The sequence below is a fragment of the Herbaspirillum rhizosphaerae genome, assembly GCF_046025915.1.
Classification (GTDB): domain Bacteria; phylum Pseudomonadota; class Gammaproteobacteria; order Burkholderiales; family Burkholderiaceae_D; genus Herbaspirillum; species Herbaspirillum rhizosphaerae_A.
This window is the reverse complement of sequence record NZ_JAQQFR010000013.1, coordinates 117,735-140,244: the sequence shown is the minus strand read 5'-3', so window position 1 is coordinate 140,244 and position 22,510 is coordinate 117,735. Positions and strand designations below refer to the sequence as shown.

Below are 22,510 nucleotides of genomic sequence, written 5' to 3'. Positions count from 1 at the left end.
CATCCGCCCTTTTTTTATCATCATCCCGCCATCAGGATCGTGTTCCCAAGCCTGCCAACTACAGCCACCCTGCCCTGCGCAACCGACGCCACAGCAGCGAACAGCAGGTAAAGATACCTGCCAGCACCACCGGAAAGCTCCATTGCCAGGACAAGCCCGGCATGTTGGCGAAGTTCATGCCGTACAGGCTGAAGACCATGGTCGGGATAGCCAGGATTGCACCCCAGCCGGCCAACGTCTGCACGATTTCATTCTGATGGATGGTGACCTGAGCCAGATTGATCTGCACCGCCGATTCCACCATTTCGCGCAGGCGATCGCCGGTGTCGATAAAGCGCACCACGTGGTCATAGATGTCGCGGAAGTAGACTTTGCCTTCCTTGGTGATCAGCCCCTCGTGAAAGCGCAGCAGCTGGGTACAGACATCCAGCAGCGGCGACGCCGCCGAGCGCAACCGGATCAGTTGACGCTTTAATTGGTAGAGTTCTTGCAGATAGGCTTTGCCGGTATTGGCGGTCGGATCGAACAGTTGCGCTTCGTACTGGGTAAATTTGGCTTCCAGATCATCCATGATCGGACGATAGTTATCGACCACGAAGTCCATGATGGCGTACAGCACGAAGCTGGGGCCGCGTCCCAGACGCTCGGGCAGCATCTCGCAATGCTCGCGCACCTTGGCATAACTGCGCGAGGCACCGTGGCGTACCGTGACCACAAAGCGCGGTCCGGTCAGGATGTGGGTTTCACCGAACTGCACCTCACCGTCGGCCAATTGCGCAGTGTGCAGCACCACGAACAGGGTGTCGCCGTACTCCTCGATCTTGGGGCGCTGATGAGCGGCGTAAGCGTCTTCCACTGCCAGCTCGTGAAGATGAAATTCTTCCTTGATCTTGTTCATCAGCTCGACGTTTGGCTCCAGCAAGCCCAGCCAGACGAAGGTGCCGTCTTCCGCCAGTACGTCGCTGATTTCATCGAGCGTGATCTCACGCAGCTTCTTGCCTTTTCTGTAGGCCGTGCAGTTGACGATCATGTTTGCGTCGATCATGTTTTACCTTTTTTAGTGTCGATCAGACGGCCGGACGGACGATTCGTTGTTTCAGCATTTGCGCCAGCAACACGCCAACCAGCGTAATGCCGCCGCCGATTGCATGATACGAATGCACAGACTCGCCCAGAGCCACCACTGCGATTATGACGGTAAAAATGGGGAACAAGTTCATGAATACGGTGGCGTGGCTGGCACCCATATGCGCGACCCCGTTCATCCATAGAATCTGCGAAATGATCGATGCAGCAATCGCTGCATACAACAGCAACGGCAGATTGGCCGCCGTCACCGGCGAATACGGTGCCAACAGGAATGGCGGAAACAACAGCACCACTGCAATCCATATCTGCAGATACAGAAGATGCCATGAGGCAATCGGCAACGCCCATTTGCGCAGCAACACGCCGTATAGCGCATACGCCGCGGTCGCCAGCAACATGAGGATGTCGCCGAATACCACGCCGTGTTCAAACAACTGCATCGGATGGCCTTTGCCGATCAGGATCATCAGGCCCAGCAGAGACAGTACACCGCCTATCAACGTGCCCCAGGTCGGCGGCTCACGCAAAAACAGGCTGCTCAACAGCAGAGTCAGCAACGGCATCAGCGAAGCAATCATGCCCATGCTAGTCGCCGACGATGTCGCCGCGGCGAAATAGGCAAGGCTCTGATACAGCACCATGCCGAGCAAAGCCAGTACGAGGATTTTCGGCAGATGCGGCTGTATCGCGCGGCGTTGCCGCCAGACCGGCTTCAGCAGAAACGGCGTCAGAATCAAACCTGCCAGCAGCCAGCGATAAAAGGAAATCGCTGCCGGTTCGATCAAGCCCGCCGACATCTTGCTGACGACGGTATTGCCGGCCCAGATCAGTACTGCTCCGAGAGGAAAGACGCTGTATTTGAGTTGCATGTCGAGAATTTTTTCCGCCATTTATGCTGACGTCGGCTTTGCAGCCGAGGTAGCTTCAGAAGCGCGCCCTGCCAGTTCAGCGCCGGCATTTGCAGGTAAGCGCATTAGCAGCGGAATCGAAAACGAAGCCGCCACCGCGACCGTCAGGAAAGCAGGCCAGAAGTCCTGCGCCACCAGCGTCGCATGACCCTGCAAATGGTTTGAAGTTTGCAAGGCGAAACCACCCAGCACCACGCCCATCCCCACCGACAACTGCTGCGCCACGCTAGCGATGCTGGTGGCCTGGCTCAGCTTGTGCGTATCGACGTCGGCGTAGGAAATCGCATTGAGGCTGGTGAATTGCAAGGAGCGGAAACAGCCGCCGATCAGCAGTACGATCAGCATCACCGCGTAGGGCGTGGTCTGCGTAAACAAACCAATAGCCGCCAGCGAAATCACGCCGCAGGTGCCGTTGACGATCATCACGCGGCGGAAACCATAGCGCTTGAGGAATTTCGCCGCGATCGTCTTCATGAACATGGCGCCCGCAGCCGACGCGCAGGTCAGCAAACCGGAGTGGAAAGCCGTGAAACCAAACCCGAGCTGCAACATCAGCGGCAGCAGAAAAGGAATCGCGCCAATCCCCAGACGGAACAGCGAACCGCCACCAACACCGGCCTGCAAGGTCGTGATCTTCAACAAGTTCAGATCGATCAGCGGATATTCGGTACGGCGCGCATGCCACACATAGACCACCAGCGACAATACACCAATCACCACACACGCCAGCGAGATTCCGCCAGACACCAGATGGCGTCCGGCAGTCGCCAGTCCCATCATCAGTAACGAACATCCCAACGCCGACAAGATGAAGCCAGGCCAGTCAAGCGGTGCGACCTGCGCTTCTTTCTTGTTTTCAATGAAGCGCGTAGCCAGATACAGACCAAGAATACTAATTGGAATATTGATGAAAAAAATCCAGCGCCAGTGAAAGTACGTCGTAATGAAACCACCCAACGGTGGCCCCAGCACCGGACCAAACATCGCCGGAATCGTCAGGTAGCTGAGCGCCTTGACCAGATTGGCCTTGTCCACGCTGCGCAGGATGACCAGCCGTCCTACCGGCACCATCATCGCGCCGCCGATACCCTGAAAGAACCGCGCCGCGACAAACTCCGGCAGATTCTGCGAAATGCCGCAGAGGATCGAGCCCATCATGAACACACAGATCGCCGAGCGGAAAATTGTCAGCGCCCCGAAACGGTCCGCCATCCAGCCGCTGATCGGAATGAACACCGCCAGGCTGACCAGATAAGACGTCAGCGCCAGCTTGAGCGAAATCGGGTCGACCGCCATATCCACCGCCAGCACCGGCAGCGAAGTGGAAATCACGGTGGAATCCATCTGCTCCATGAACAAGGCGCAGGCAACGATCAAAGGAATGGTGAATGTGCGCGGAAATGCCATCGGACGAAATGAGAGTGGAGAATGGGTCTTGATTGCCGCTATCCGGACGACCGATCCGGATACGGGGAACTGCTCTGCAGTATACCGTTTAAGCTATGATGCTGCCGGGCACGCAGATCAGACGGGTATCCCCTCTCCGACTGCAATGCGCCATACTTGCCATCCCTTGTGAATTTGCACCGTTTTTTTGCTCTTTTGGTCCCATGATGCAGTCCCCTTGCTTTGCTTTGCTCGATGACAACGATGTGCGCGCCGCTACACCGCGTTCGCGCCTCTATACGGGCTATCACTCTACGCTGAGCTGCCGTAGCACCGCTGAGCTTCCGGTAATGCTGGCCGAGATGGAAAAAGCAATCCAGGATGGTTTGTACGCCGTCTCCTTGCTGCACTACGAACTGGGAGCAGGACTGCATGGCATTGATCGTCGTCCAGCCGCCAAGAATGCTGAACCGGCACAGGCAGAGATCTTGCTATTCAGGCAACGCGAATTCTTAAGCGCAGCAGAAACCAACACCTGGCTGCAAGAGCAAGCCAACGCTGAAGTGGCGAGCGCCAGCGGCGTCGCCAACGTCCGCGCCAGCGTGGATGAAGGGCAATTTACCCATGACATCGCCCGCATCCGCGACTACATTGCCGCCGGCGACACCTATCAGGTCAACTACACCTACCGGCTACACTTCGACGTATACGGTGCGCCGACTGCTTTGTACAACAAATTGCGCGCGCGTCAGCCGGTGCCTTATGGTGCTTTCATCCGGCTACCGGATCAGCGCTGCATATTGTCGTTCTCGCCGGAGCTGTTCGTACGTCATGAACACGGCACGCTGCATGCGCAACCGATGAAAGGCACGGCCCGCGCCAGCGGTGATGCAAAAGACGATGCGCTCCGCGCAGACGCCCTCTCGAACGACGAAAAGAACCGCGCTGAAAACCTGATGATCGTCGATCTGCTGCGCAACGACCTCGGCAGAATCGCCGTGAATGGATCAGTGGCGGTGCCGCATCTGTTCGCCGTCGAGCGTTTTGGCGAGGTGCTGCAAATGACCTCGACCATCACGGCGCAGTTGCATCCCGACGCCACGCTCGCAGAACTATTCGCCGCGCTCTATCCTTGCGGCTCGATCACCGGCGCGCCCAAGCGGCGCACCATGCAAATCATCCGCGAACTAGAAAGCACACCCCGCGGGCTGTACACCGGGGCCATCGGCTGGTTTGACGCTGCTGCGGATGACATTGCTATCGGTGACTTCTGCATGTCGGTACCGATCCGCACTCTTGTCTTGCAGGCGCCGCAAGACGGCGTACGCAGCGGTGAAATGGGCGTCGGCGCAGGCATCGTGTATGACAGCAATGCTGCCGACGAATATGCCGAGTGCAAACTGAAGGCAAGCTTCCTGACCGGACTGGAAAGCGATTTCAGCCTGTTCGAAACCATCTACGCCACGCAGGAAGACGGCTGTCGCCATCTCGATCGGCATCTGCAACGCCTGCAAGGTTCAGCGAGCTATTTCAATTTCCTGTATGACGAGGCCGCCATTCGTAACGCGCTCAAGGAAGCCTGCGCCAAACTGCCGTCCGCCATGCCGCATCGCTTGCGGCTCGACTTGCATCGCGATGGCGCACTATGCCTGCAACAAGGTACATTGTCAGCGTTGACGGAGCCGCTCAAGGTATTCGTCTCACCGATCAAGACCACCAGCAATGACCTGTTCTTACGTCACAAAACGTCGATACGTACGATCTATGACGACGCATGGAAAACCGCCGAACGCCACGGCGGCTTCGACATGCTGTTTTTCAATGAACGTGACGAACTGACTGAGGGCGGACGCAGCAGCATCTTTGTGAAACTGGATGGCCGCTGGCTGACGCCTCCGCTGTCGGCGGGCGTGCTGCCGGGAATCATGCGCGAGGTGCTGCTGGCAGATCCGGATCTGGCGGCAAGCGAAGCAAACATCACACGCGCAGAGTTGGCGCGTGCAGAAGAGATCGTTGTCTGCAATGCGCTGCGCGGCATGTTGCGCGCGCAGTTGACCGACATGCAGGCCTGAGTTTTACCTTAACCGCCTTGCCCTACTTGCGCGCAACCGGTTGCAGGTCGGTCAGACTGGTATCGCTCCAGCCGCCTCCCAGCGCCTTGGCGAGCAACACACTGGCCGCCATGCGCCGGTTGAGGATATCCAGCGCCGTGCGTTCCGCCGACAGCGCGGTGGCTTGTGCGGTGATCACGTTGACGTAGCTGACCGTGCCGGCCTTGTATTGATTCGTCACCAGTTGCACAGCCTGACGTGCAGCCAATAATCCTTCATTCTGAACCGCGGCCTCTTGCTCCAGGATGCGCAGCGCGGCCAGGTTGTCTTCCACTTCTTGAAACGCGGTCAACACGGCTTGCTTGTATTCCGCCACGGTACCGTCGTACGAAGCGATCGCCTGATCCGTTGCGGCGCGACGCAAGCCGCCGTCAAAAATTGATTGTGCCAGTTGTGGGCCAAGCGACCATACGCGGCCCGGCAGCGAGAACCAATCGGCGAAACTCGAACTCTGGTAGCCGCCTGAAGCGGACAGCGTCAGGCTCGGGAAATAGGCCGCTTTGGCCACACCGATCTTGGCGTTGGCGGCCGCCACGCGACGTTCAGCAGCGGCCACGTCGGGACGGCGCTCCAGCAACATCGATGGCAAGCCTTGTGGAATCGGCGGCGCGGTGGCTTCCAATGGCGCCTTGGGCAACGTAAATGTCGATGGTGTCTTGCCTACCAGCAGCGCAATGGCGTGCTCGATCTGAGCGCGCGAGACACCGTTATCCAGTGCTGAAGCCTGGGCCGAATTCAACTGGCTCTGCGCCTGGATCACGTCGGACTTGGCGACCATGCCGACGGCGTACTGATTTTTTGTGAGCTGGTAGGAGCGCTGATACGCCTCCACCGTTTCTTCCAGAAGCTTTTGCTGGGCATCCAGCACGCGCAATTGCAGATAGTTCTGTGCCAGTTGGGCCTGTGCTGAAAGACGGGTCGCAGCAAGATCGGCGGCACTGGCCTGAGCACTGGCCTGGCTGGCTTCGACGTCGCGCCGCACCCGCCCCCACACATCGGCCTCCCATGACGCGTTCAGCGCAAAGGAATAGGAATTGCGCACGCCTGCATTATTGGACGAAGAAGAATTGCTGGAGCTGCTGCCTGAACGGCTGCGCGTGGCGGACGCAGTGGCATCCAGCGTCGGCGAATAAGCTGCGCGCGAAGTTTGCACCAGCGCCATGGCGCTGCGAAAATTGGCTTCAGCCAGCGCCAGGTTCTGATTCGAAATGTCTACCTGTCCGACCAATGCATTCAGCTGCGCATCGCCAAACATTTCCCACCACTTGCCGTCGGTGGTCAGTTCACTTGGCTGGGCCGGCTTCCAGTTTTGGCCTTCCTTGAAGACCGCAGGCGCTTCGTCCATCTGCGGACGTACATAGTCGGGCCCGACCGAACATGCTGCTAGCGCCAGAACAACAGGAGCCAGCGAGAACCTCGTCAAGGTGCGATTGATTTTTACGTGTGTCATTTTCATTTCTCCGTAGGCGCCTCTGCTTAAGCTGCGCCCGAACTCGTCGAATTTGCCGAATTTGCCGAATTTACTCGCGCCGTCTTGCGTTCGAACAATCCCTTGCTCCACAGACGGAAACGCTCCATGTACAAATAGACGACTGGCGTGGTGTACAGCGTCAGCATCTGGCTGACGATCAGACCGCCGACGATCGAAATACCCAGCGGCTGGCGCAACTCGGCACCGTCACCGGTACCCAGCGCCAACGGCACAGCCCCCAGGAGCGCGGCCATCGTCGTCATCATGATCGGGCGGAAGCGCAGGCTGCACGCCTCGAAGATTGCTTCGCGCGGCGACAGGCCGCGGGTACGTTCCGCCTGCAAGGCAAAGTCGATCATCATGATGGCGTTCTTTTTAACAATACCGATCAGCAGGATCACGCCGATCAACGCAATCAGACTAAAGTCCGTCCCGGTTGCCAGCAAGGCCAGCAGCGCGCCGACACCCGCCGATGGCAAGGTCGAGAGAATGGTGATCGGATGCACCAGGCTTTCATACAGAATGCCGAGCACGATATACACCGCCAGCAAGGCCGTCAGAATCAGCAAAGGCTGGCTGCCCATCGACGACTGGAAAGCATTGGCGGTACCGGCAAACGCGCCATGCACGGACGTCGGCACCCCAAGGCGCGCCAGCGTGTCGTTGATGACGGTCGTGGCTTGCGACAGCGACACGCCTTCAGCCAGATTGAAAGATATCGTCGAGGCGATGAACTGGCCCTCGTGACTGACGCTCAACGCGGTGGTTGTTGGCGCGAAACGCGAGAACGACGTCAGCGGCACCTGCTTCGACGCGGCGGTCGACAGCGTCAAGGCCAGCGACGAGTTGGAGTTCAGCTTGCCACCTGCCGTCAACGCCGGCGGCGTACCCAGCGCTGAAGTGGTCGGCGACAGATTGGCAGTGCTGTTGGGCAGGCTGACGTAGGTGCTGTTCAGGATTTCCGGACTTTGCCAATACTGCGGCGCTGCTTCCATCACCACGTGGTACTGGTTCATGCCGCTATAGATAGTGGAAATTTGCCGCTGCCCGAACAGGTCGCTCAAGCTGGCGTCAATCAATTGTGGTGTAACACCGCTGCGAATGGCTGTTTCACGGTCGATCGTCAGCGTGGTCTGCAAACCTTTGTCCTGCTGGTCGGTGGTGACGTCTTCCAGTTGTGGGATATTGGAGAACGCCAGACGTATCTTCGGCTCCCACACACGCAGCGCCTCCAGATCATCTGATTGCAGTGTGAATTCGTATTGCGAATCGCTTTGGCGTGCGCCGACACGGATGTCCTGTGCCGCCTGGAGGAAGACGTTGGCGCCGGCCACGTGCGCCAGTTTGGCGCGCAGACGGGCAATCACCTTGTCGGCCGAAATCTTGCGCTCGGACAAGGGCTTGAGCGCGACGTACATGCTGCCACCGTTACGCCTTCCGCCGCCAGTGAAGGCAGTGACGTTATCGACCGCCGGATCCTGACGCACGATCTCGATGAACTCATTGAGCTTGATGCGCATCGCCTGGAACGAAATCGACTGGTCGCCGCGAATGCCGCCGATCAGCCGGCCGGTATCCTGTTGCGGGAAGAAGCCCTTGGGTACGATCACGTATAGATAGACATTGAGCGCGATCGTCGCAAACAGGATGATGATCATCAGCGGCGAGAAGCGCAGCGCCCACGTCAGCGAGCGCTCATAACCACGCAGCATGCTGTCGAACAGCCGCTCCACGGCAGAGAAAAACTTCCCCGGTTTGCGTTCTTGCTCACTCTCGCGTTTGAGCAACATGGCGCACATCATCGGCGTGGTCGTCAGCGACACCAGCAGCGAAACCAGAATGGCCACCGACAGCGTTACCGCAAATTCGCGGAACAAGCGGCCGACAATGCCGCCCATCATCAGAATCGGAATGAACACCGCTATCAGCGAAATGCTCATCGACAAGACAGTGAACCCAACTTCACGTGCGCCGATCAACGCCGCCTTGACCGGCTTCATCCCCTGTTCGATATGGCGCGAGATATTTTCCAGCACAACGATCGCATCGTCGACCACGAAACCGGTGGCAATCGTCAATGCCATCAGCGACAGATTATCCAGGCTGTAGCCCAGCAGATACATCACGCCGAAGGTGCCGATCAGCGATACCGGCACTGCCACGCTTGGAATCAGCGTCGCCCGGCCGTTGCGCAGGAAGATGAACACCACCATGATCACCAGCGCGATCGACATCAATAGTGTCTTCTCAGTGTCCTTGAGCGAGGCGCGGATGGTCGGGGTGCGATCCATCATCACCTCGAGGTTGATCGCGTGCGGAATCGATGCACGCAACTGCGGCAACAAGGCCATGACAGAATCAACGGTTTCGATGATGTTGGCGCCCGGCTGACGGTTGAGAATCAGCAGCACCGATGGCTTGCCATTGGCCGATCCGGCGTTGCGCAGATCTGCGACCGAATCCTTGACTTCGGCCACATCGCGCACGCGCACCGGTGAGCCATTGCGATACGAAACGATCAGCGGAGCATATTCGGCGGCGGTCTTGGCCTGGTCGTTGGCATAGATCTGCCAGTTGCGATCGCCGTCTTCGACAATGCCCTTGGGCCGATTGGCGTTGGTGGCGGCAACAGCCGTGCGCACGTCTGCCGAACCGATGCCGTATTTGTTGAGCGCACTGGGGTTGAGCTCTATGCGTACCGCCGGCTGCGAGCTGCCGCCAACGCTGACCTGCCCGACGCCGCGTACTTGTGACAGCTTCTGCGCCAGGATGCTGTCGGCCGCATCGTACATCTGCCCTTGCGTCATGGTGTCGGACGTCAACGCCAGGATCAGGATAGGCGCATCCGCAGGATTGACCTTGCGATAACTCGGATTGCTAGGCATGCCGGACGGCAGCAGGTTGCGTGCAGCATTCAACGCCGCCTGTACGTCGCGCGCGGCGCCATCGATGTCTCGGGTGAGATCGAACTGCAGCGTGATCCGGGTCGAGTTCAGCGAGCTCGACGACGTCATCTCAGTAACGCCGGCGATGGCGCCCAGCGCCCGCTCCAGTGGTGTCGCGATGGTGGCCGCCATGGTTTCCGGACTGGCGCCTGGCATCGAGGCGGAGACGGAAATTGTCGGATAGTCGACCTGCGGCAGCGGCGACACCGGCAACAACCGGAACGCTACCATCCCCGCCAGCGCGATGCCGATGGTCAGCAAGGTGGTGGCGATGGGCCGTTCAATAAAGGGACGCGAAATATTCATGCTGTCTTATGTTGTTTCAGCGCCGGGATCACGGATGCAGCGAAGGTGGTGAAGATGGCGGCACCATTGCTGATGGTGCATCATCATCGAGGTCGCCTGCATCGTTGGGCTTGTCCTTGCCGAAACGCTTGCGCATGCGCTTGGCCAGACTGTCGAAGCCCAGATAGATCACCGGCGTGGTGAACAGCGTCAGCACCTGCGACACCAGCAAACCGCCCACCATCGTGATGCCCAGCGGCTGGCGCAGTTCTGAACCGACACCGCTGCCCAGCATCAGCGGCAACGCGCCGAGCAAAGCTGCCATGGTCGTCATCAGGATCGGACGGAAGCGCAGCAGACAAGCCTGATAAATTGCCTCACGCGGCGACTTGCCTTCGTTGCGTTCCGCTTCGAGCGCGAAGTCGATCATCATGATCGCGTTTTTCTTGACGATACCGATCAGCAAGATGATGCCGATGATGCCGATGATGCCAAGGTCGTTGCGCGAAATCATCAGCGACAACAACGCCCCGACGCCCGCCGACGGCAAAGTCGACAAGATCGTGATCGGATGGATATAGCTTTCGTACAGCACGCCGAGCACGATGTACATGGTGACGATCGCCGCCAGAATCAGCCACAGCGTATTCGACAGCGAAGCCTGGAAGGCCAGCGCCGCGCCCTGGAAGTTGGTGGAAATACTGGCCGGCAGATTGATCTCTTTCTCGGCAGCGGTAATGACCTTGACAGCTTCACCCAGCGAAGCGCCTGCGGCGAGATTGAACGACACCGTCGTCGCCGGGAACTGGCCGAGGTGATTGACGACCAGCGGTGCGGTACGTTCGGTCACCTTGGCGATGCTTGCCAGCGGAATCTGGTTGCCGTTGGAGGCGACCAGGAAAATGCTGTTGAGAGCGTCCGGGCCTTTTTGGAATTCCGGCTTGACCTCCATCACCACGCGATACTGATTCGATTGCGTGTAGATCGTCGAGATCAGGCGCTGACCGAAAGCGTTGTACAAGGCGTTGTCGATCGCTGCCGTTGTGATGCCCATGCGCGAAGCGGCGTCACGGTCAATCTCGACATAGGCCTGCAAACCCTGATCCTGCATATTGCTTGCAACGTCGGCCAGCTCAGGCAACTGACGCAGGCGGTCAATCAGCTTCGGCACCCAGGTGCTGAGTTCGGCGGCATCGGCGTCTTCCAGCGTGAACTGGTATTGCGTGCGGCTGACGCTGTCTTCGATGGTCAGGTCTTGCACCGGTTGCATGTACAGCGTGATGCCGGGGACTTTTTCAGCCAACCGGGGTTGCAGGCGGCGGATGATGTCGCTGGCGCTGATGTCGCGTTCTGCGTGCGGCTTGAGGTTGATCAGCATGCGGCCGCTGTTGAGAGTCGCATTGATGCCGTCGACACCGATGAAGGACGACAGGCTGTCGACCGCAGGATCTTCCAGCACGACCTTTGCCAATTGCTGCTGGCGCTCGGCCATGGCGCCGAAGGAGACAGATTGCGTAGCCTCGGAAATCCCCTGGATCACACCCGTATCCTGCACCGGGAAGAACCCCTTGGGCACATAGATATACAGAATCACGGTCAGCGCCAGCGTACCAAGCGCCACCAGCAGCGTGGAGCGCTGGCGATTGAGCACCCATTCCAGCATGACACCGTAGCGCGCAATGATGCGATCAAAGAAGGCGCCGCTCTTGTGATAGAACCAGCCCTGCTTTTCTTCCGGCACATGATGCAGCAGGCGCGCGCACATCATCGGCGTCAGCGTCAGCGATACGACAGCAGAAATCAGGATCGCCACTGCCAGCGTGACGGCAAATTCGTGGAACAGGCGCCCCACCACGTCACCCATGAACAGCAGCGGGATCAGCACCGCAATGAGAGAAAACGTCAGGGAAATGATGGTGAAACCAATTTGCTGCGCGCCCTTCAATGCGGCTTGCAAAGGCTCCATGCCTTCTTCGATATAACGTGAAATGTTTTCGATCATGACGATCGCATCGTCGACCACGAAGCCGGTGGCAATCGTCAACGCCATCAGCGTGAGGTTGTTGATCGAGAAGCCGGCCACATACATGATGCCGAAGGTGCCAACCAGCGACAGCGGCACCGCCACACTCGGAATGATCGTCGCCGGGATATTGCGCAGGAAGACAAAGATCACCATCACCACCAGCACGATCGACAACAACAATTCGAATTTGACGTCGTCTACCGACGCGCGAATGGTCGTGGTGCGGTCAGTCAGAATCTGCACATCGATAGCACCCGGCAAGCTGGATTGCAAGGTCGGCAGAATTTTCTTGATGCTGTCGACCACGGCGATCACGTTGGCGCCAGGCTGGCGCTGAATGTTGACGATCACCGCTGCGGATTCATTGGCCCAGGCGCCGAGACGAACGTTTTCAGCACCGTCGACCACGTCGGCCACATCGGATACGCGAATCGGCGCACCATTCTTGTAGCCGATGATGAGATTGCGATATTCGTCGGCGGACTTCAACTGGTCGTTGGCGTCAATAGTCGACGCACGCGTCGGCCCATCGAAACTACCCTTGGCCTGATTGACGTTGGCATTGCCGATGGCAGTGCGAATGTCGTCCAGGTTCATGCCCAACGAGGCGATCGCGCGGGGATTCAATTGCATGCGAACGGCAGGACGTTGCCCGCCCGACAAACTCACCAGGCCAACGCCGGAGAGCTGCGAAATCTTTTGCGCCAGACGCGTGTCGATCAGATCCTGCACCTTGGGCAGCGGTATGGTTTTGGACGTCACCGCCAGCGTCAGGATAGGGGTATCGGCGGGATTGACCTTGCTGTAAATCGGCGGCGCCGGCAAGTCCGATGGCAACAGGTTGCCGCCGGCGTTGATCGCGGCCTGCACTTCTTGCTCGGCGATATCGAGACTGAGATCGAGGTTGAACTGCAGCGTGATCACCGATGCGCCGCCCGAACTGGTCGACGACATCTGGTTGAGGCCCGGCATCTGGCCGAACTGGCGCTCCAGCGGTGCGGTCACCGAAGACGTCATCACGTCGGGGCTGGCGCCGGGATAGAGCGTAACGACCTGGATGGTCGGGTAGTCGACTTCCGGCAGCGCCGACAACGGCAACTGCTTGTAGGCCACGATACCGGCCAGCAGAATCGCCAGCATCAGCAGCGACGTGGCGACCGGCCGGAGAATAAACAGGCGTGAAGGATTCATGCTTCAGCCTTTATTTGTTTGCATTGGCGTTGCCTGCTGCAGGCGCACCTGTGGTCGCGGGTGCACCTGCTGTAGCGGAATCGCCGCCATTGGCGCGCTGCTGGCGGCGCATTTCCATCATGCGTTGACGGCGTTGGTCTTCGGGCAGCTTCTTGATCTCTTCGCCGAACTCGCCGGCGTCGATGCGCTTATTGATCTCGGCCCAGCGTTTTTGACGTTCTTCCGGTGTCATGTTCTGACCGCCCTGCCCGCCTTGCTCACCTTGTGCGGTTGATGCTCCTGCTGCAGGGGCTCCTGAACCTGCGCCTGCACCCGCGGCACCATCACGCTTGTGACGGCGCGGACCGGCTTTTTCAGTCAGCTTGTTGGCAGGATCGTCGGCACCGCCGCGCATGACGGGCTCGACCTTAGCGCCTTCGCGCAGACGATCAATACCATCCACCACCACGGTTTCACCGGAAGCGACGCCGTCTTCAACAGCAGTCACGTCGCCTTCGGTCGGGCCAGTCTTGATATTACGTACCGTGACGGTGTTGTCTTGCTTGACGACATAGACGAACAGGCCCTTGGAGCCACGTTGGATTGCCGCACTCGGGATCACTGTCGCGCCCTGGCGAGTATCCAGCAGCATGCGAATATTGACGAACTGATTCGGGAACAGCGCAAAGTCGGTATTCGGGAATTGCGCCTTGAGCTTGACGGTGCCCGTAGTCGCATCCACCTGATTATCGATGGTCAGCAAGGTGCCGCTGGCAAGTTTGTTTTTCTGCTCACGATCCCAGGCATCGGTGGCGAGTTTTTTGCCCGCTTGCAACTGCTTCATGACGGCCGGGATGTTGTCTTCCGGAATGCTGAAGATCGCTGTGATCGGCTGCACTTGCGTGATGATGACGATGCCGCTGGTGTCGCTGGAATGGACGATGTTGCCGATATCGACCTGGCGCAGACCGGTACGGCCGCTGACCGGCGCAGTCACGCGCGAATAAGTCAGTTGCAAGCGCGCGCTGGCAAGATTGCCTTGATCAGACTTGACCGTGCCTTCGTATTGCTTGACCAGTGCTGCCTGAGTATCGACTTGTTGGCTGGCGATGGAGTCTTGCGCCAGCAGCGTGCGATAGCGTTTGAGGTCGAGCTGGGCCGCATTGAGCAAAGCCTGGTCCCGCGCCAATTGGCCTTCGGCCTGGGTGACGGCCACTTCGTAAGGACGTGCATCGAGTTCTGCCAGCAGGTCGCCCTGCTTGACCAATTGGCCTTCTTTGAAATGCAGCTTCATCAACTGGCCGTCAACGCGGCTGCGCACCGTTGCTGTTGCCGTCGGCGTAACACCGCCCAGACCGGTCAGATAAATGTTGACGTCAGCTGTCTTGGTCAGTGCCACACCCACCGGCGACAAACCCATGGTGCCAAAACCGCCGGGACCGCCTGCACCACCGGCACCGCGCTTGCCGCCGGAGCCGCGCTGACCGCCGCCAGCCCCACCGGCACCGCCCTGGGCTTGTTCGGCTGTCGCCGCACGCTTGTGGCTCCAATAGGAATAACCACCTCCAGCCAACACCACCAGCAGGATCCAGAACCACCAGCGCCTGAGCAAGCCCGGTTTGCCGGCAGAAGAAGAGGACGATGGCGTTTGCTTGTTATCGGGAGTTGGTGTGGTAGTCATCTTGGAAGACAGGGAACGGATTAGTTTTAATCAAGACATTTCATGAACATCTGCATTGCTAAGGCAGCCTTCTGCCTCGGCACAGATAGCAGGTGTTCACAAAATGCACTCGTCGTCAGTTACGGGATCATCGGCTGCAATCAGACCCAAGTCAGGCCCGAAATGACTCCCAGCAAAGAGGCTGAAAAAGCCAACTCGATATTATGGTCCAGAAGCATGACGATACGATGATGAAATACCGGAAATGTTCATCGCTGCAAAGCGAAAAACATTCTAAAAACCAAAAGGCCTTGCGCATGAAAATGTGCGCAAGGCCTTGATTACAAAAGAATCTTATTTCTTTGGAGCGTGATCATCGCCGTGTTCACGGCCAAAACGGCCGTGTTTGAAGCGGTGTTCTTCCATCTTGCGGAATTCCTGATCAAAGGTTTTTTGCTGTTCAGGCGACAGAACGGCATAGAACTCCTTGGTCGCGGCGATACGGTCCGTCATGTGCGCCTCCATTTTCTTCATCATCTCCAGATGACGGTCCAGGCGTTCCGGCGTGGTCAGCTTGTTCCATTCATCCTTGCTTGGACGTGCCGGCGGCGTGGCCGGACGCACCGGCGTGGTCTTGTCGGTGAATGTCTTCCAGGCGCCTTCTTGCGCTGCGGTGATCTTCAGCTTGTCGTGCAATTGGGCCTGGCGCTTGGCGCGGTGCTGCTCGAATTTGGCGATCTGGTCGGCGGTCGGGGCATGGCGTCCGGCTGGGCCTGGGCCATTGCCATCGGCTGGCGGCATTTGCGCGAACGAGGACATGGCTGTCAGACCGATACCTGCGGCGACGACGCCGATCATCAGGTGTTTTTTCAGATTGAACATAGTGTGTTTCCTTTCGTGAGAGTGCTTTCTGCACGCTTCATATTTAACTCTCCAGGTGTAACCGCGATCTTTCCCGTGTTGCACGATTTGTATCGTTTTGTATATGGGAAAGGCGGCTTTGTTTCGCTCTATGTCTGGTGGCCTCCCTGTTATCCCAATATACAATTCAGCGTCGCCCTCTTTACAGGAATTGTCATAATGGTCGCCATGGATACAAATTCTCACATTTTGGTGGTCGATGACGACCGCGAGATCCGCACCTTGCTGGCGGAATATCTCGACGCCAATGGTTTTCGCACGCTGACTGCCACCAATGGCGCCGACATGCGCAAGGTGCTGGAAGAGTCGCGGGTCGACCTGATCGTGCTCGACCTGACGCTGCCGGGCGAAGACGGCCTGACGCTTTGCCGCAACCTGCGCTCGCAATCGAACGTACCGGTGATCATGCTGACCGCGCGCGGCGAGCCGCTGGATCGCATCCTTGGCCTGGAAATGGGCGCGGACGATTATCTTGCCAAGCCGTTTGAGCCACGAGAGTTGTTCGCACGCATACGCAGCGTGCTGCGTCGTACCCAGGCATTACCGCCCAACATGAGCCGCTCCGAGGCGAAGGCCATGCACTTTTCCGGCTGGACGCTGGATCTGACGGCGCGCCACCTGTTGAGCAGCGACGGCGTGGTTGTGGCGTTGTCGGGTGCCGAGTTCCGCATGCTCAAGGTATTTCTTGACCATCCCAACCGGATTCTCAATCGCGACCAGTTACTGGAATTGACCCAAGGTCGCGAAGCCGATCCCTTCGATCGTTCCGTCGATATTCAGATCAGCCGCCTGCGTCAGAAGCTGGGCGACGACGCCAGGACGCCGACCATCATTAAAACGATTCGTAACGAAGGCTATGTGCTGGCGACAACCGTCACTATGGAAACCCCTGAATGAAAAAGATCTTCAGTTCGTTTTTTAGCTCGATGGCCAACCGGGTCTTTGTGATCCTGCTGGCAGGGATCGTGGTCGCTACGGTGACCACAACCTGGCTGGCTTCCAACGAACGCCGCAATACCCTCAAGGAAATCCGCTACCAGCACGTTGCGGAACGCGTGGAGCAATTTGTACAGGCGCTGGACGAGATCAGTCCGGAGGCCCGCCGCAACGTCTTGCAAGCGGCGGGAAGTTTTGGTTTTGAAGCAGCGGTTGTCGATAGCATCGGCGATACGGTTCGCCCGAGCGCCAGCCCAATGGCCGATATCCTGAAGGCACGTCTGGGTGCCGACCGTCAGATCGTGGTGCAACGCGAGAGCGACTGCACGCCACGTCCACCGCGCAAGAATCTGCCGCCCCCTCCCTCTCCTCCTCCAGGCAAGCCACGCATGGAAACCTGCCGTGTCATTTATGTGAGCTTGCAGGACAAAGCGCTGCTGCGTCTGCGACTGCATATTCCCGGCGAAGCGCCGACATGGCGCGGCCGCGGTGGCGATATGGGTTCTTTCAGCGGCACCCCGTATATCCTGCTGTTCCTTGTACTCATTGCGATGCTGGCCTATGTGGTGGCACGCATGACGGCACGTCCGATCAAGCAATTGGCCAGTGCGGCCGTCGAACTGGGTCGCGATATCGATCATCCACCACTCGCTGAAAAAGGCCCTACCGAAATCCGACTCGCAGCCACAGCATTCAATGCGATGCAAGCGCGAATTCGCCGCCAGATCCAGCATCGTACGCACATGCTGGCGGCCATCACGCATGATCTGCAAACGCCACTGACACGCCTGCGTTTGCGCCTGGAAAAAGTCAGCGATCACGAACTGCAGCAAAAACTGATCGACGACCTCGCCGTGATGCAGGGCATGGTTCGCGAAGGACTTGATCTGGCGCGCAGTATGGATTCGTCCGAAGCGATGCAGCGTCTCGACATTGACTCTTTGCTCGATAGCGTTTGCGCCGATGCATCCGATGCCGGCCAGCCAGTTACGCTGACCGGTAGCACACGCGCCTTTATCGTTGCCCAGCCGAACGCCCTGCGCCGCTGCCTGACCAACTTGCTCGACAACGCCTTCAAGTACGGCCAACGTGCAGATGTAACGATTGCGCTGGACGATTTGCTGCCCAATCGTGTGCTGATCTGTATCCGCGACTATGGCCCGGGGATTCCTGAAGACCAGTTGGAAGCAGTGTTCGATCCCTTCTATCGGCTGGAAACGTCGCGGTCGCGCGATACCGGCGGTACCGGCCTGGGACTGACAATTGCACGCAATATCGCCGAGAACCACGGCGCCCTGCTGAACCTGCGCAATTATCGCAACGGCGGCCTGGAAGTATTGCTGTCGCTGCCACTCAAGCAGGGCGGCGGCAAAGTCCGCAACAAACAGGATAAACCGGACAAACCGGCTCAGAACTGAAGAATGGTGTTGAGCAGGTAAGGCGCGCCAGAACGGCGCGCCTTGAAAAGCCGGATCAGAAGAAGTAGTTCAGACCCAGCGCACCACGTACTTCGGATACAGTCTGTGCCGCAACAGCGCGAGCGCGCTCGGTGCCGCGACGCAAGATCTCTTGCACTTCACCGCGCTCTTTTTCCCATTCCTGACGGCGTGTACGGATAGGCTCCAGCAAGGCTTGCAGGTGGCCATCCAGACGACGTTTGAGCACGCTGTCGCCAAGACCGCCGCGACGATAGTGCTGCTTCAACTCTTCCAGCGCAACGCGATCCGGTTCGAAGGCGTCGAGGAAGTCGAACACGACGTTGCCTTCGACCTGCCCCGGATCGTCCACGCGCAAGTGATTCGCATCGGTGTACATGCGTTGTACGGCTTGCTTGATTTCATCGGGCGTGGCGCCGAGTGCAATCGAGTTACCGAGCGACTTGCTCATCTTGGCCTTGCCGTCGATACCCGGCAGGCGTCCTGTTTCAGACAAAACTTCTTTGCATTCCACCAGGATTTCCTTGCCGACGACATGGTTGAAGCGGCGCACCAGTTCGTTGGTTTGCTCGATCATCGGCAACTGGTCGTTACCGACCGGCACCAGATTGGCCTTGAAGGCGGTGATATCGGCGGCCTGGCTGACCGGATAGGTCAGGAAACCGGCCGGAATATCGCGCTCGAAGCCGCGCAGGCGAATCTCCTCCTTGATGGTGGGATTACGCTCAAGACGCGACACCGTTACCAGATTCAGCAGATGCATCGACAGCTCGTACAACTCATAGACCTGGGACTGGATGAATATGGTGGATTTTTCCGGATCGATACCTACCGCCAGATAATCGAGCGCAACTTCGAGGACGTTGTCGGTAACCTTCTGGTGGCGGCCGACGTTATCGGTCATTGCCTGCGTATCGGCCAGCAAGAGAAACTGGCTCGCTTCATGCTGCAATTGCACGCGCGATTTGAGCGAGCCGATGTAGTGCCCCAGATGCAGCGGACCGGTAGGCCGGTCGCCCGTCAATACGATAGGTTTCTTGCTAGGTGTAGAAAGGGTAGAAGACTCAGATGCTGGCGAAACATTCAAAGACATGGTCACTCCGGAAATTTCAGAATGTCGCCAGTCAGTCGAACAGCAAAAAATAATGCCGCCAAGACTGGCGGCATCACATTAACAAAAGCTGTACTGCAAAGCTGTGCAAAAGCGGGCCACCTCGATCAGGTGCGCCACCAATGCTGGATTTGCGTAAAGGGAATTTGTGGGATTCGGTATTGCATCGGGCGAGTATATCACCAAGATCCGCGCCTGTGCTGCATTGCAACGGGGTGAACGTGCCCTGCCGCTCTTTCCAAAATAAAAAACCGCATTGCATGCGCGATGCACACAATGCGGTTTTGTCGGACCAACCTGCCAGTGTTAATACGCGCCCGGCGGTGGACCGTAGTAACCCGGTGGCGGGCCGTAATATCCCGGAGGCGGCGGAGGAGCCGAATAGTAGTAACGACGTGGATGATAGGTGTAGACCGTAGTCTGCGCCTGCGTCTGGATCTGGTTGCCCTTGCTGTACATGCATTGGCTGTAGGTCATATCGTAGCGTTGCTGCATCGAATAGTTGCCGCCTGCCGCAGCATTGCTACCGGCTGCACTACCGACCAGCAAGCCACCGCCGGCGCCGATGGCAGCGCCTGCTCCCGCATTGCCGGATGCCGCACCGATCAGTGCCCCTGCCACAGCACCAATTGCCGTACCTGCCGCTGCACTATTGACCGTATTGTTTTGCGTCGCTTGCGCGGCGCCGCCGATGGCTTCCTGCGCATATTGCTGGCATTGCGACTGATCGGCACGAAACTGCTCGTACGGCTTGCCCTTACCCGGCATCGCCATTACTGACGGTCCGGTCGGTACGCTCACGCATCCGCCCAGTGCCAGCAATACGGCGACAGCCGATACAGCACCTGTTGTCTTGTAAATTGGTTTCACGATCTTGTCCTCGAAAATAACTACCCGGCGAATGCGACGCTCATGCTGATTGCAATGGATGGCATGGCGTCGTTGCGCGCTAATTAGGATTCTTATTGCGGTGGAGGCTGATTGCCGCCTGGGCCGTTCGGCACCACCTTCATCCAGTTGCTGGGGCAGCTTTGAACGTAGGGGTAGTAGCCTTTGGATTCCTGGCAGTAGTACCAGTAGTTTTCGGGTGCCGGGCTTTGCTCGATATACACAGGCGGTGCCTGACGTTCAACATAGACTGGCGGTGGATAATAAACCGGCGCTGGATAGTAAGCGGGCGGCGGAATCCACAGCGGCCCGCCGATATAAACACCGAAACGGGTGTGCGCAGAGCTGGCTCCACTTGCCATCATGCAACCCAGCGCAAACAATCCCAACAAAGCTGCTTTCTTCATATTCGCCTCGAATATTTCACGGAGATCTGACGGGGACGGCACGCGCCATCCCTCTGCATTCAATATACTCAAAACGGCAACGTTTTTACGGCTTTGTTTCAATTCGTAACCCAATTTAAGAATACTGTACATGGCGCTACAAAGCCGCCTACAAGCGGCTTTACGAGCAATCGAAACGACAGCGCCGCTTCCTTGGAAGCGGCGCTGTCGGACAAACGGAAAACTTTGGTAACAAGCTCACCAAACCAAGTTTGTTTTCATCATTTTTTTACTTCGGGCCGGTCATCTCTTCCGGCTTGATCCACTGTGCGAATTGCTCTTCGGTGACATAACCGAGCGCTAATGCAGCCTGCTTCAACGTGGTGCCGTCGTGATGCGCCTGTTTGGCGATCTTGGCGGCCTTGTCGTAGCCGATATGCGGCGCCAGAGCCGTCACCAGCATCAGTGAACGCTCCATGAGATCGGCGATGCGATCGCGATTGGCTTCAATGCCTTGCGCGCAATGCTCATCAAAGCTGTCCATGCCGTCTGCCAGCAAACGCACGCTTTGCAGGAAGTTATGCACGATCAGCGGCTTGTAGACGTTCAGCTCGAAATTACCGGACGCACCGCCGAAGTTGATCGCCACGTCGTTGCCGAACACTTGCGCGCAGAGCATGGTGAGCGCTTCGCATTGAGTCGGATTAACCTTGCCAGGCATGATGGAGCTGCCTGGTTCATTTTCTGGAATCGTCAATTCACCCAGACCTGAGCGCGGACCGGAAGCCAGCCAGCGGACATCGTTGGCGATCTTCATCAACGCGGCAGCGAGCGTTTTCAGAGCACCGTGTGCAGACACCATCGCATCGTGGCTGGCCAGCGCAGCAAACTTGTTCGGCGCTGTTTTGAACGGGAAGCCGTAATGCGTTTCCAGCTCTGCAGCAACGCGCATACCGAACTCCGGATGGGCATTGAGGCCGGTACCGACGGCGGTGCCGCCGGCAGCCAGTTCACTGAGCGCATTGAGAGTGGAAATGATCGCCATTTCTGCATGCGTAAGCTGCGCGACATAACCCGAGAACTCCTGACCCAAGGTCAATGGCGTAGCGTCTTGCAAATGCGTACGGCCGATCTTGACGATGTCCTTGAATTCTTCGGATTTCTTTTCCAGCGTCGCGCGCAACTTGTGCAACATCGGGATCAGATGCGTCGCCACAGCCATGCAGGATGCCACGTGCATCGCGGTCGGGAAAATGTCGTTGGAGGACTGGCTTTGATTGACGTCGTCATTCGGATGGACGAGACGCTCTTCGCCACGCATGCCGCCCAGCAATTCTGAAGCGCGGTTGGCCAGCACTTCGTTCATGTTCATGTTGCTTTGCGTGCCTGAGCCGGTCTGCCAGATCGACAGCGGAAACTCCTGAGGGTGTTTGCCGGCGATCACTTCGTCAGCAGCAGCGACAATCGCAGCCCCCTTCTTGGCGTCCAGCTTGCCGAGGCCTTGATTGACGACAGCACAGGAGCGCTTGACTGCCGCCAGTGCGACAACCAGCTCTGCCGGCATGCGTTCGGTGGAAATATGGAAATGATGCAGCGAGCGCTGCGTCTGTGCGCCCCACAGCCGATCGTCGGGGACCTCGATCAGACCAAAGGTGTCACGCTCCATTCGATGTTTCATGATGCTTTTCTCCGCAAGAAATATGGTTCGACAGAACCGCTACATCCCGTACGGCTCTGGCGCACGACCACAGGCTAGCTTGAGCGATATGAGACAACTTAGA

At 58.1% G+C, this 22,510-nt stretch carries 15 protein-coding genes; 3 read left to right on the top strand and 12 right to left on the bottom strand.

The features are described 5' to 3' along the window. Positions 1-58 precede the first annotated feature (58 nt). The 3 genes from PQR63_RS19295 to PQR63_RS19285 are packed head-to-tail and all read right to left on the bottom strand — an operon-like array spanning position 59 to position 3,404. Positions 59-1,045, bottom strand: a complete 987-nt coding sequence (locus PQR63_RS19295; protein WP_408169576.1) for a magnesium and cobalt transport protein CorA — start codon at positions 1,043-1,045, stop codon at positions 59-61. A gap of 22 nt (positions 1,046-1,067) precedes the next feature. Further along, entirely contained in the window at positions 1,068-1,958 is an 891-nt protein-coding gene (locus PQR63_RS19290; protein ID WP_408169588.1) for a DMT family transporter, read from the bottom strand. 21 nt (positions 1,959-1,979) lie between these two features. After that, a complete protein-coding gene (locus PQR63_RS19285; RefSeq protein ID WP_408169575.1) occupies positions 1,980-3,404 on the bottom strand; it encodes a DHA2 family efflux MFS transporter permease subunit in 1,425 nt (474 codons plus the stop codon). 203 nt (positions 3,405-3,607) lie between these two features. Here PQR63_RS19285 and pabB point away from each other — a divergent pair, with 203 nt between their 5' ends. Beyond that, on the top strand, positions 3,608-5,455 hold the full coding sequence (gene pabB, locus PQR63_RS19280; RefSeq protein ID WP_408169574.1) for an aminodeoxychorismate synthase component I: 1,848 nt from the start codon (positions 3,608-3,610) through the stop codon (positions 5,453-5,455). 22 nt (positions 5,456-5,477) lie between these two features. Here the strand turns inward: pabB and PQR63_RS19275 are convergent, their stop codons facing one another. The 5 genes from PQR63_RS19275 to PQR63_RS19255 all read right to left on the bottom strand — a co-directional run bounded on the left by PQR63_RS19275 (position 5,478) and on the right by PQR63_RS19255 (position 15,933). After that, positions 5,478-6,944, bottom strand: a complete 1,467-nt coding sequence (locus PQR63_RS19275) for an efflux transporter outer membrane subunit (protein ID WP_408169573.1) — start codon at positions 6,942-6,944, stop codon at positions 5,478-5,480. Positions 6,945-6,970: 26 nt separating this feature from the next. Continuing rightward, positions 6,971-10,216 (bottom strand): efflux RND transporter permease subunit, encoded by a 3,246-nt coding sequence (locus PQR63_RS19270; protein ID WP_408169572.1) that lies wholly within the window; start codon positions 10,214-10,216, stop codon positions 6,971-6,973. Between the two features lie 28 nt (positions 10,217-10,244). Then, the gene (locus PQR63_RS19265; protein ID WP_408169571.1) at positions 10,245-13,412 is read right to left on the bottom strand and encodes an MdtB/MuxB family multidrug efflux RND transporter permease subunit; all 3,168 of its coding nucleotides are present in this window, start codon (positions 13,410-13,412) and stop codon (positions 10,245-10,247) included. A 10-nt stretch (positions 13,413-13,422) separates the two neighbouring features. After that, positions 13,423-15,072 carry an MdtA/MuxA family multidrug efflux RND transporter periplasmic adaptor subunit gene (locus PQR63_RS19260; protein WP_408169570.1) on the bottom strand — a complete coding sequence of 550 codons (1,650 nt, stop codon included), beginning with the start codon at positions 15,070-15,072 and terminating at the stop codon, positions 13,423-13,425. 333 nt (positions 15,073-15,405) lie between these two features. After that, positions 15,406-15,933 carry a Spy/CpxP family protein refolding chaperone gene (locus PQR63_RS19255; RefSeq protein WP_408169569.1) on the bottom strand — a complete coding sequence of 176 codons (528 nt, stop codon included), beginning with the start codon at positions 15,931-15,933 and terminating at the stop codon, positions 15,406-15,408. Between the two features lie 207 nt (positions 15,934-16,140). Here PQR63_RS19255 and PQR63_RS19250 point away from each other — a divergent pair, with 207 nt between their 5' ends. Together PQR63_RS19250 and PQR63_RS19245 are read left to right on the top strand one after the other, a co-directional pair. Then, positions 16,141-16,869 (top strand): response regulator, encoded by a 729-nt coding sequence (locus PQR63_RS19250; protein WP_408169568.1) that lies wholly within the window; start codon positions 16,141-16,143, stop codon positions 16,867-16,869. After that, on the top strand, positions 16,866-18,326 hold the full coding sequence (locus tag PQR63_RS19245) for an ATP-binding protein (protein WP_408169567.1): 1,461 nt from the start codon (positions 16,866-16,868) through the stop codon (positions 18,324-18,326). The genes PQR63_RS19250 and PQR63_RS19245 overlap by 4 nt, the downstream gene beginning before the upstream one ends. Positions 18,327-18,381: 55 nt before the next feature. Here the strand turns inward: PQR63_RS19245 and trpS are convergent, their stop codons facing one another. The 4 genes from trpS to fumC all read right to left on the bottom strand — a co-directional run bounded on the left by trpS (position 18,382) and on the right by fumC (position 22,407). Next, a complete protein-coding gene (trpS, locus tag PQR63_RS19240) occupies positions 18,382-19,437 on the bottom strand; it encodes a tryptophan--tRNA ligase (RefSeq protein ID WP_408169566.1) in 1,056 nt (351 codons plus the stop codon). A gap of 324 nt (positions 19,438-19,761) precedes the next feature. After that, positions 19,762-20,325 (bottom strand): glycine zipper family protein, encoded by a 564-nt coding sequence (locus PQR63_RS19235; protein ID WP_408169565.1) that lies wholly within the window; start codon positions 20,323-20,325, stop codon positions 19,762-19,764. Positions 20,326-20,417: 92 nt separating this feature from the next. Further along, positions 20,418-20,750 carry a hypothetical protein gene (locus tag PQR63_RS19230; RefSeq protein WP_408169564.1) on the bottom strand — a complete coding sequence of 111 codons (333 nt, stop codon included), beginning with the start codon at positions 20,748-20,750 and terminating at the stop codon, positions 20,418-20,420. Between the two features lie 268 nt (positions 20,751-21,018). Next, positions 21,019-22,407, bottom strand: a complete 1,389-nt coding sequence (gene fumC, locus PQR63_RS19225) for a class II fumarate hydratase (RefSeq protein WP_408169563.1) — start codon at positions 22,405-22,407, stop codon at positions 21,019-21,021. Positions 22,408-22,510 lie beyond the last annotated feature (103 nt).

What these genes read in the sequence shown, in the direction of transcription:
- fumC (WP_408169563.1), bottom strand. Translation starts at nt 22,407, where the DNA reads ATGAAACATCGAATGGAGCGTGACACCTTTGGTCTGATCGAGGTCCCC.
- PQR63_RS19265 (WP_408169571.1), bottom strand. Translation starts at nt 13,412, where the DNA reads ATGAATCCTTCACGCCTGTTTATTCTCCGGCCGGTCGCCACGTCGCTG.
- PQR63_RS19230 (WP_408169564.1), bottom strand. Translation starts at nt 20,750, where the DNA reads ATGAAGAAAGCAGCTTTGTTGGGATTGTTTGCGCTGGGTTGCATGATG.
- PQR63_RS19270 (WP_408169572.1), bottom strand. Translation starts at nt 10,216, where the DNA reads ATGAATATTTCGCGTCCCTTTATTGAACGGCCCATCGCCACCACCTTG.
- PQR63_RS19245 (WP_408169567.1), top strand. Translation starts at nt 16,866, where the DNA reads ATGAAAAAGATCTTCAGTTCGTTTTTTAGCTCGATGGCCAACCGGGTC.
- PQR63_RS19260 (WP_408169570.1), bottom strand. Translation starts at nt 15,072, where the DNA reads ATGACTACCACACCAACTCCCGATAACAAGCAAACGCCATCGTCCTCT.
- pabB (WP_408169574.1), top strand. Translation starts at nt 3,608, where the DNA reads ATGATGCAGTCCCCTTGCTTTGCTTTGCTCGATGACAACGATGTGCGC.
- PQR63_RS19250 (WP_408169568.1), top strand. Translation starts at nt 16,141, where the DNA reads ATGGATACAAATTCTCACATTTTGGTGGTCGATGACGACCGCGAGATC.
- PQR63_RS19285 (WP_408169575.1), bottom strand. Translation starts at nt 3,404, where the DNA reads ATGGCATTTCCGCGCACATTCACCATTCCTTTGATCGTTGCCTGCGCC.
- trpS (WP_408169566.1), bottom strand. Translation starts at nt 19,437, where the DNA reads ATGTCTTTGAATGTTTCGCCAGCATCTGAGTCTTCTACCCTTTCTACA.
- PQR63_RS19290 (WP_408169588.1), bottom strand. Translation starts at nt 1,958, where the DNA reads ATGCAACTCAAATACAGCGTCTTTCCTCTCGGAGCAGTACTGATCTGG.
- PQR63_RS19295 (WP_408169576.1), bottom strand. Translation starts at nt 1,045, where the DNA reads ATGATCGACGCAAACATGATCGTCAACTGCACGGCCTACAGAAAAGGC.
- PQR63_RS19275 (WP_408169573.1), bottom strand. Translation starts at nt 6,944, where the DNA reads ATGACACACGTAAAAATCAATCGCACCTTGACGAGGTTCTCGCTGGCT.
- PQR63_RS19255 (WP_408169569.1), bottom strand. Translation starts at nt 15,933, where the DNA reads ATGTTCAATCTGAAAAAACACCTGATGATCGGCGTCGTCGCCGCAGGT.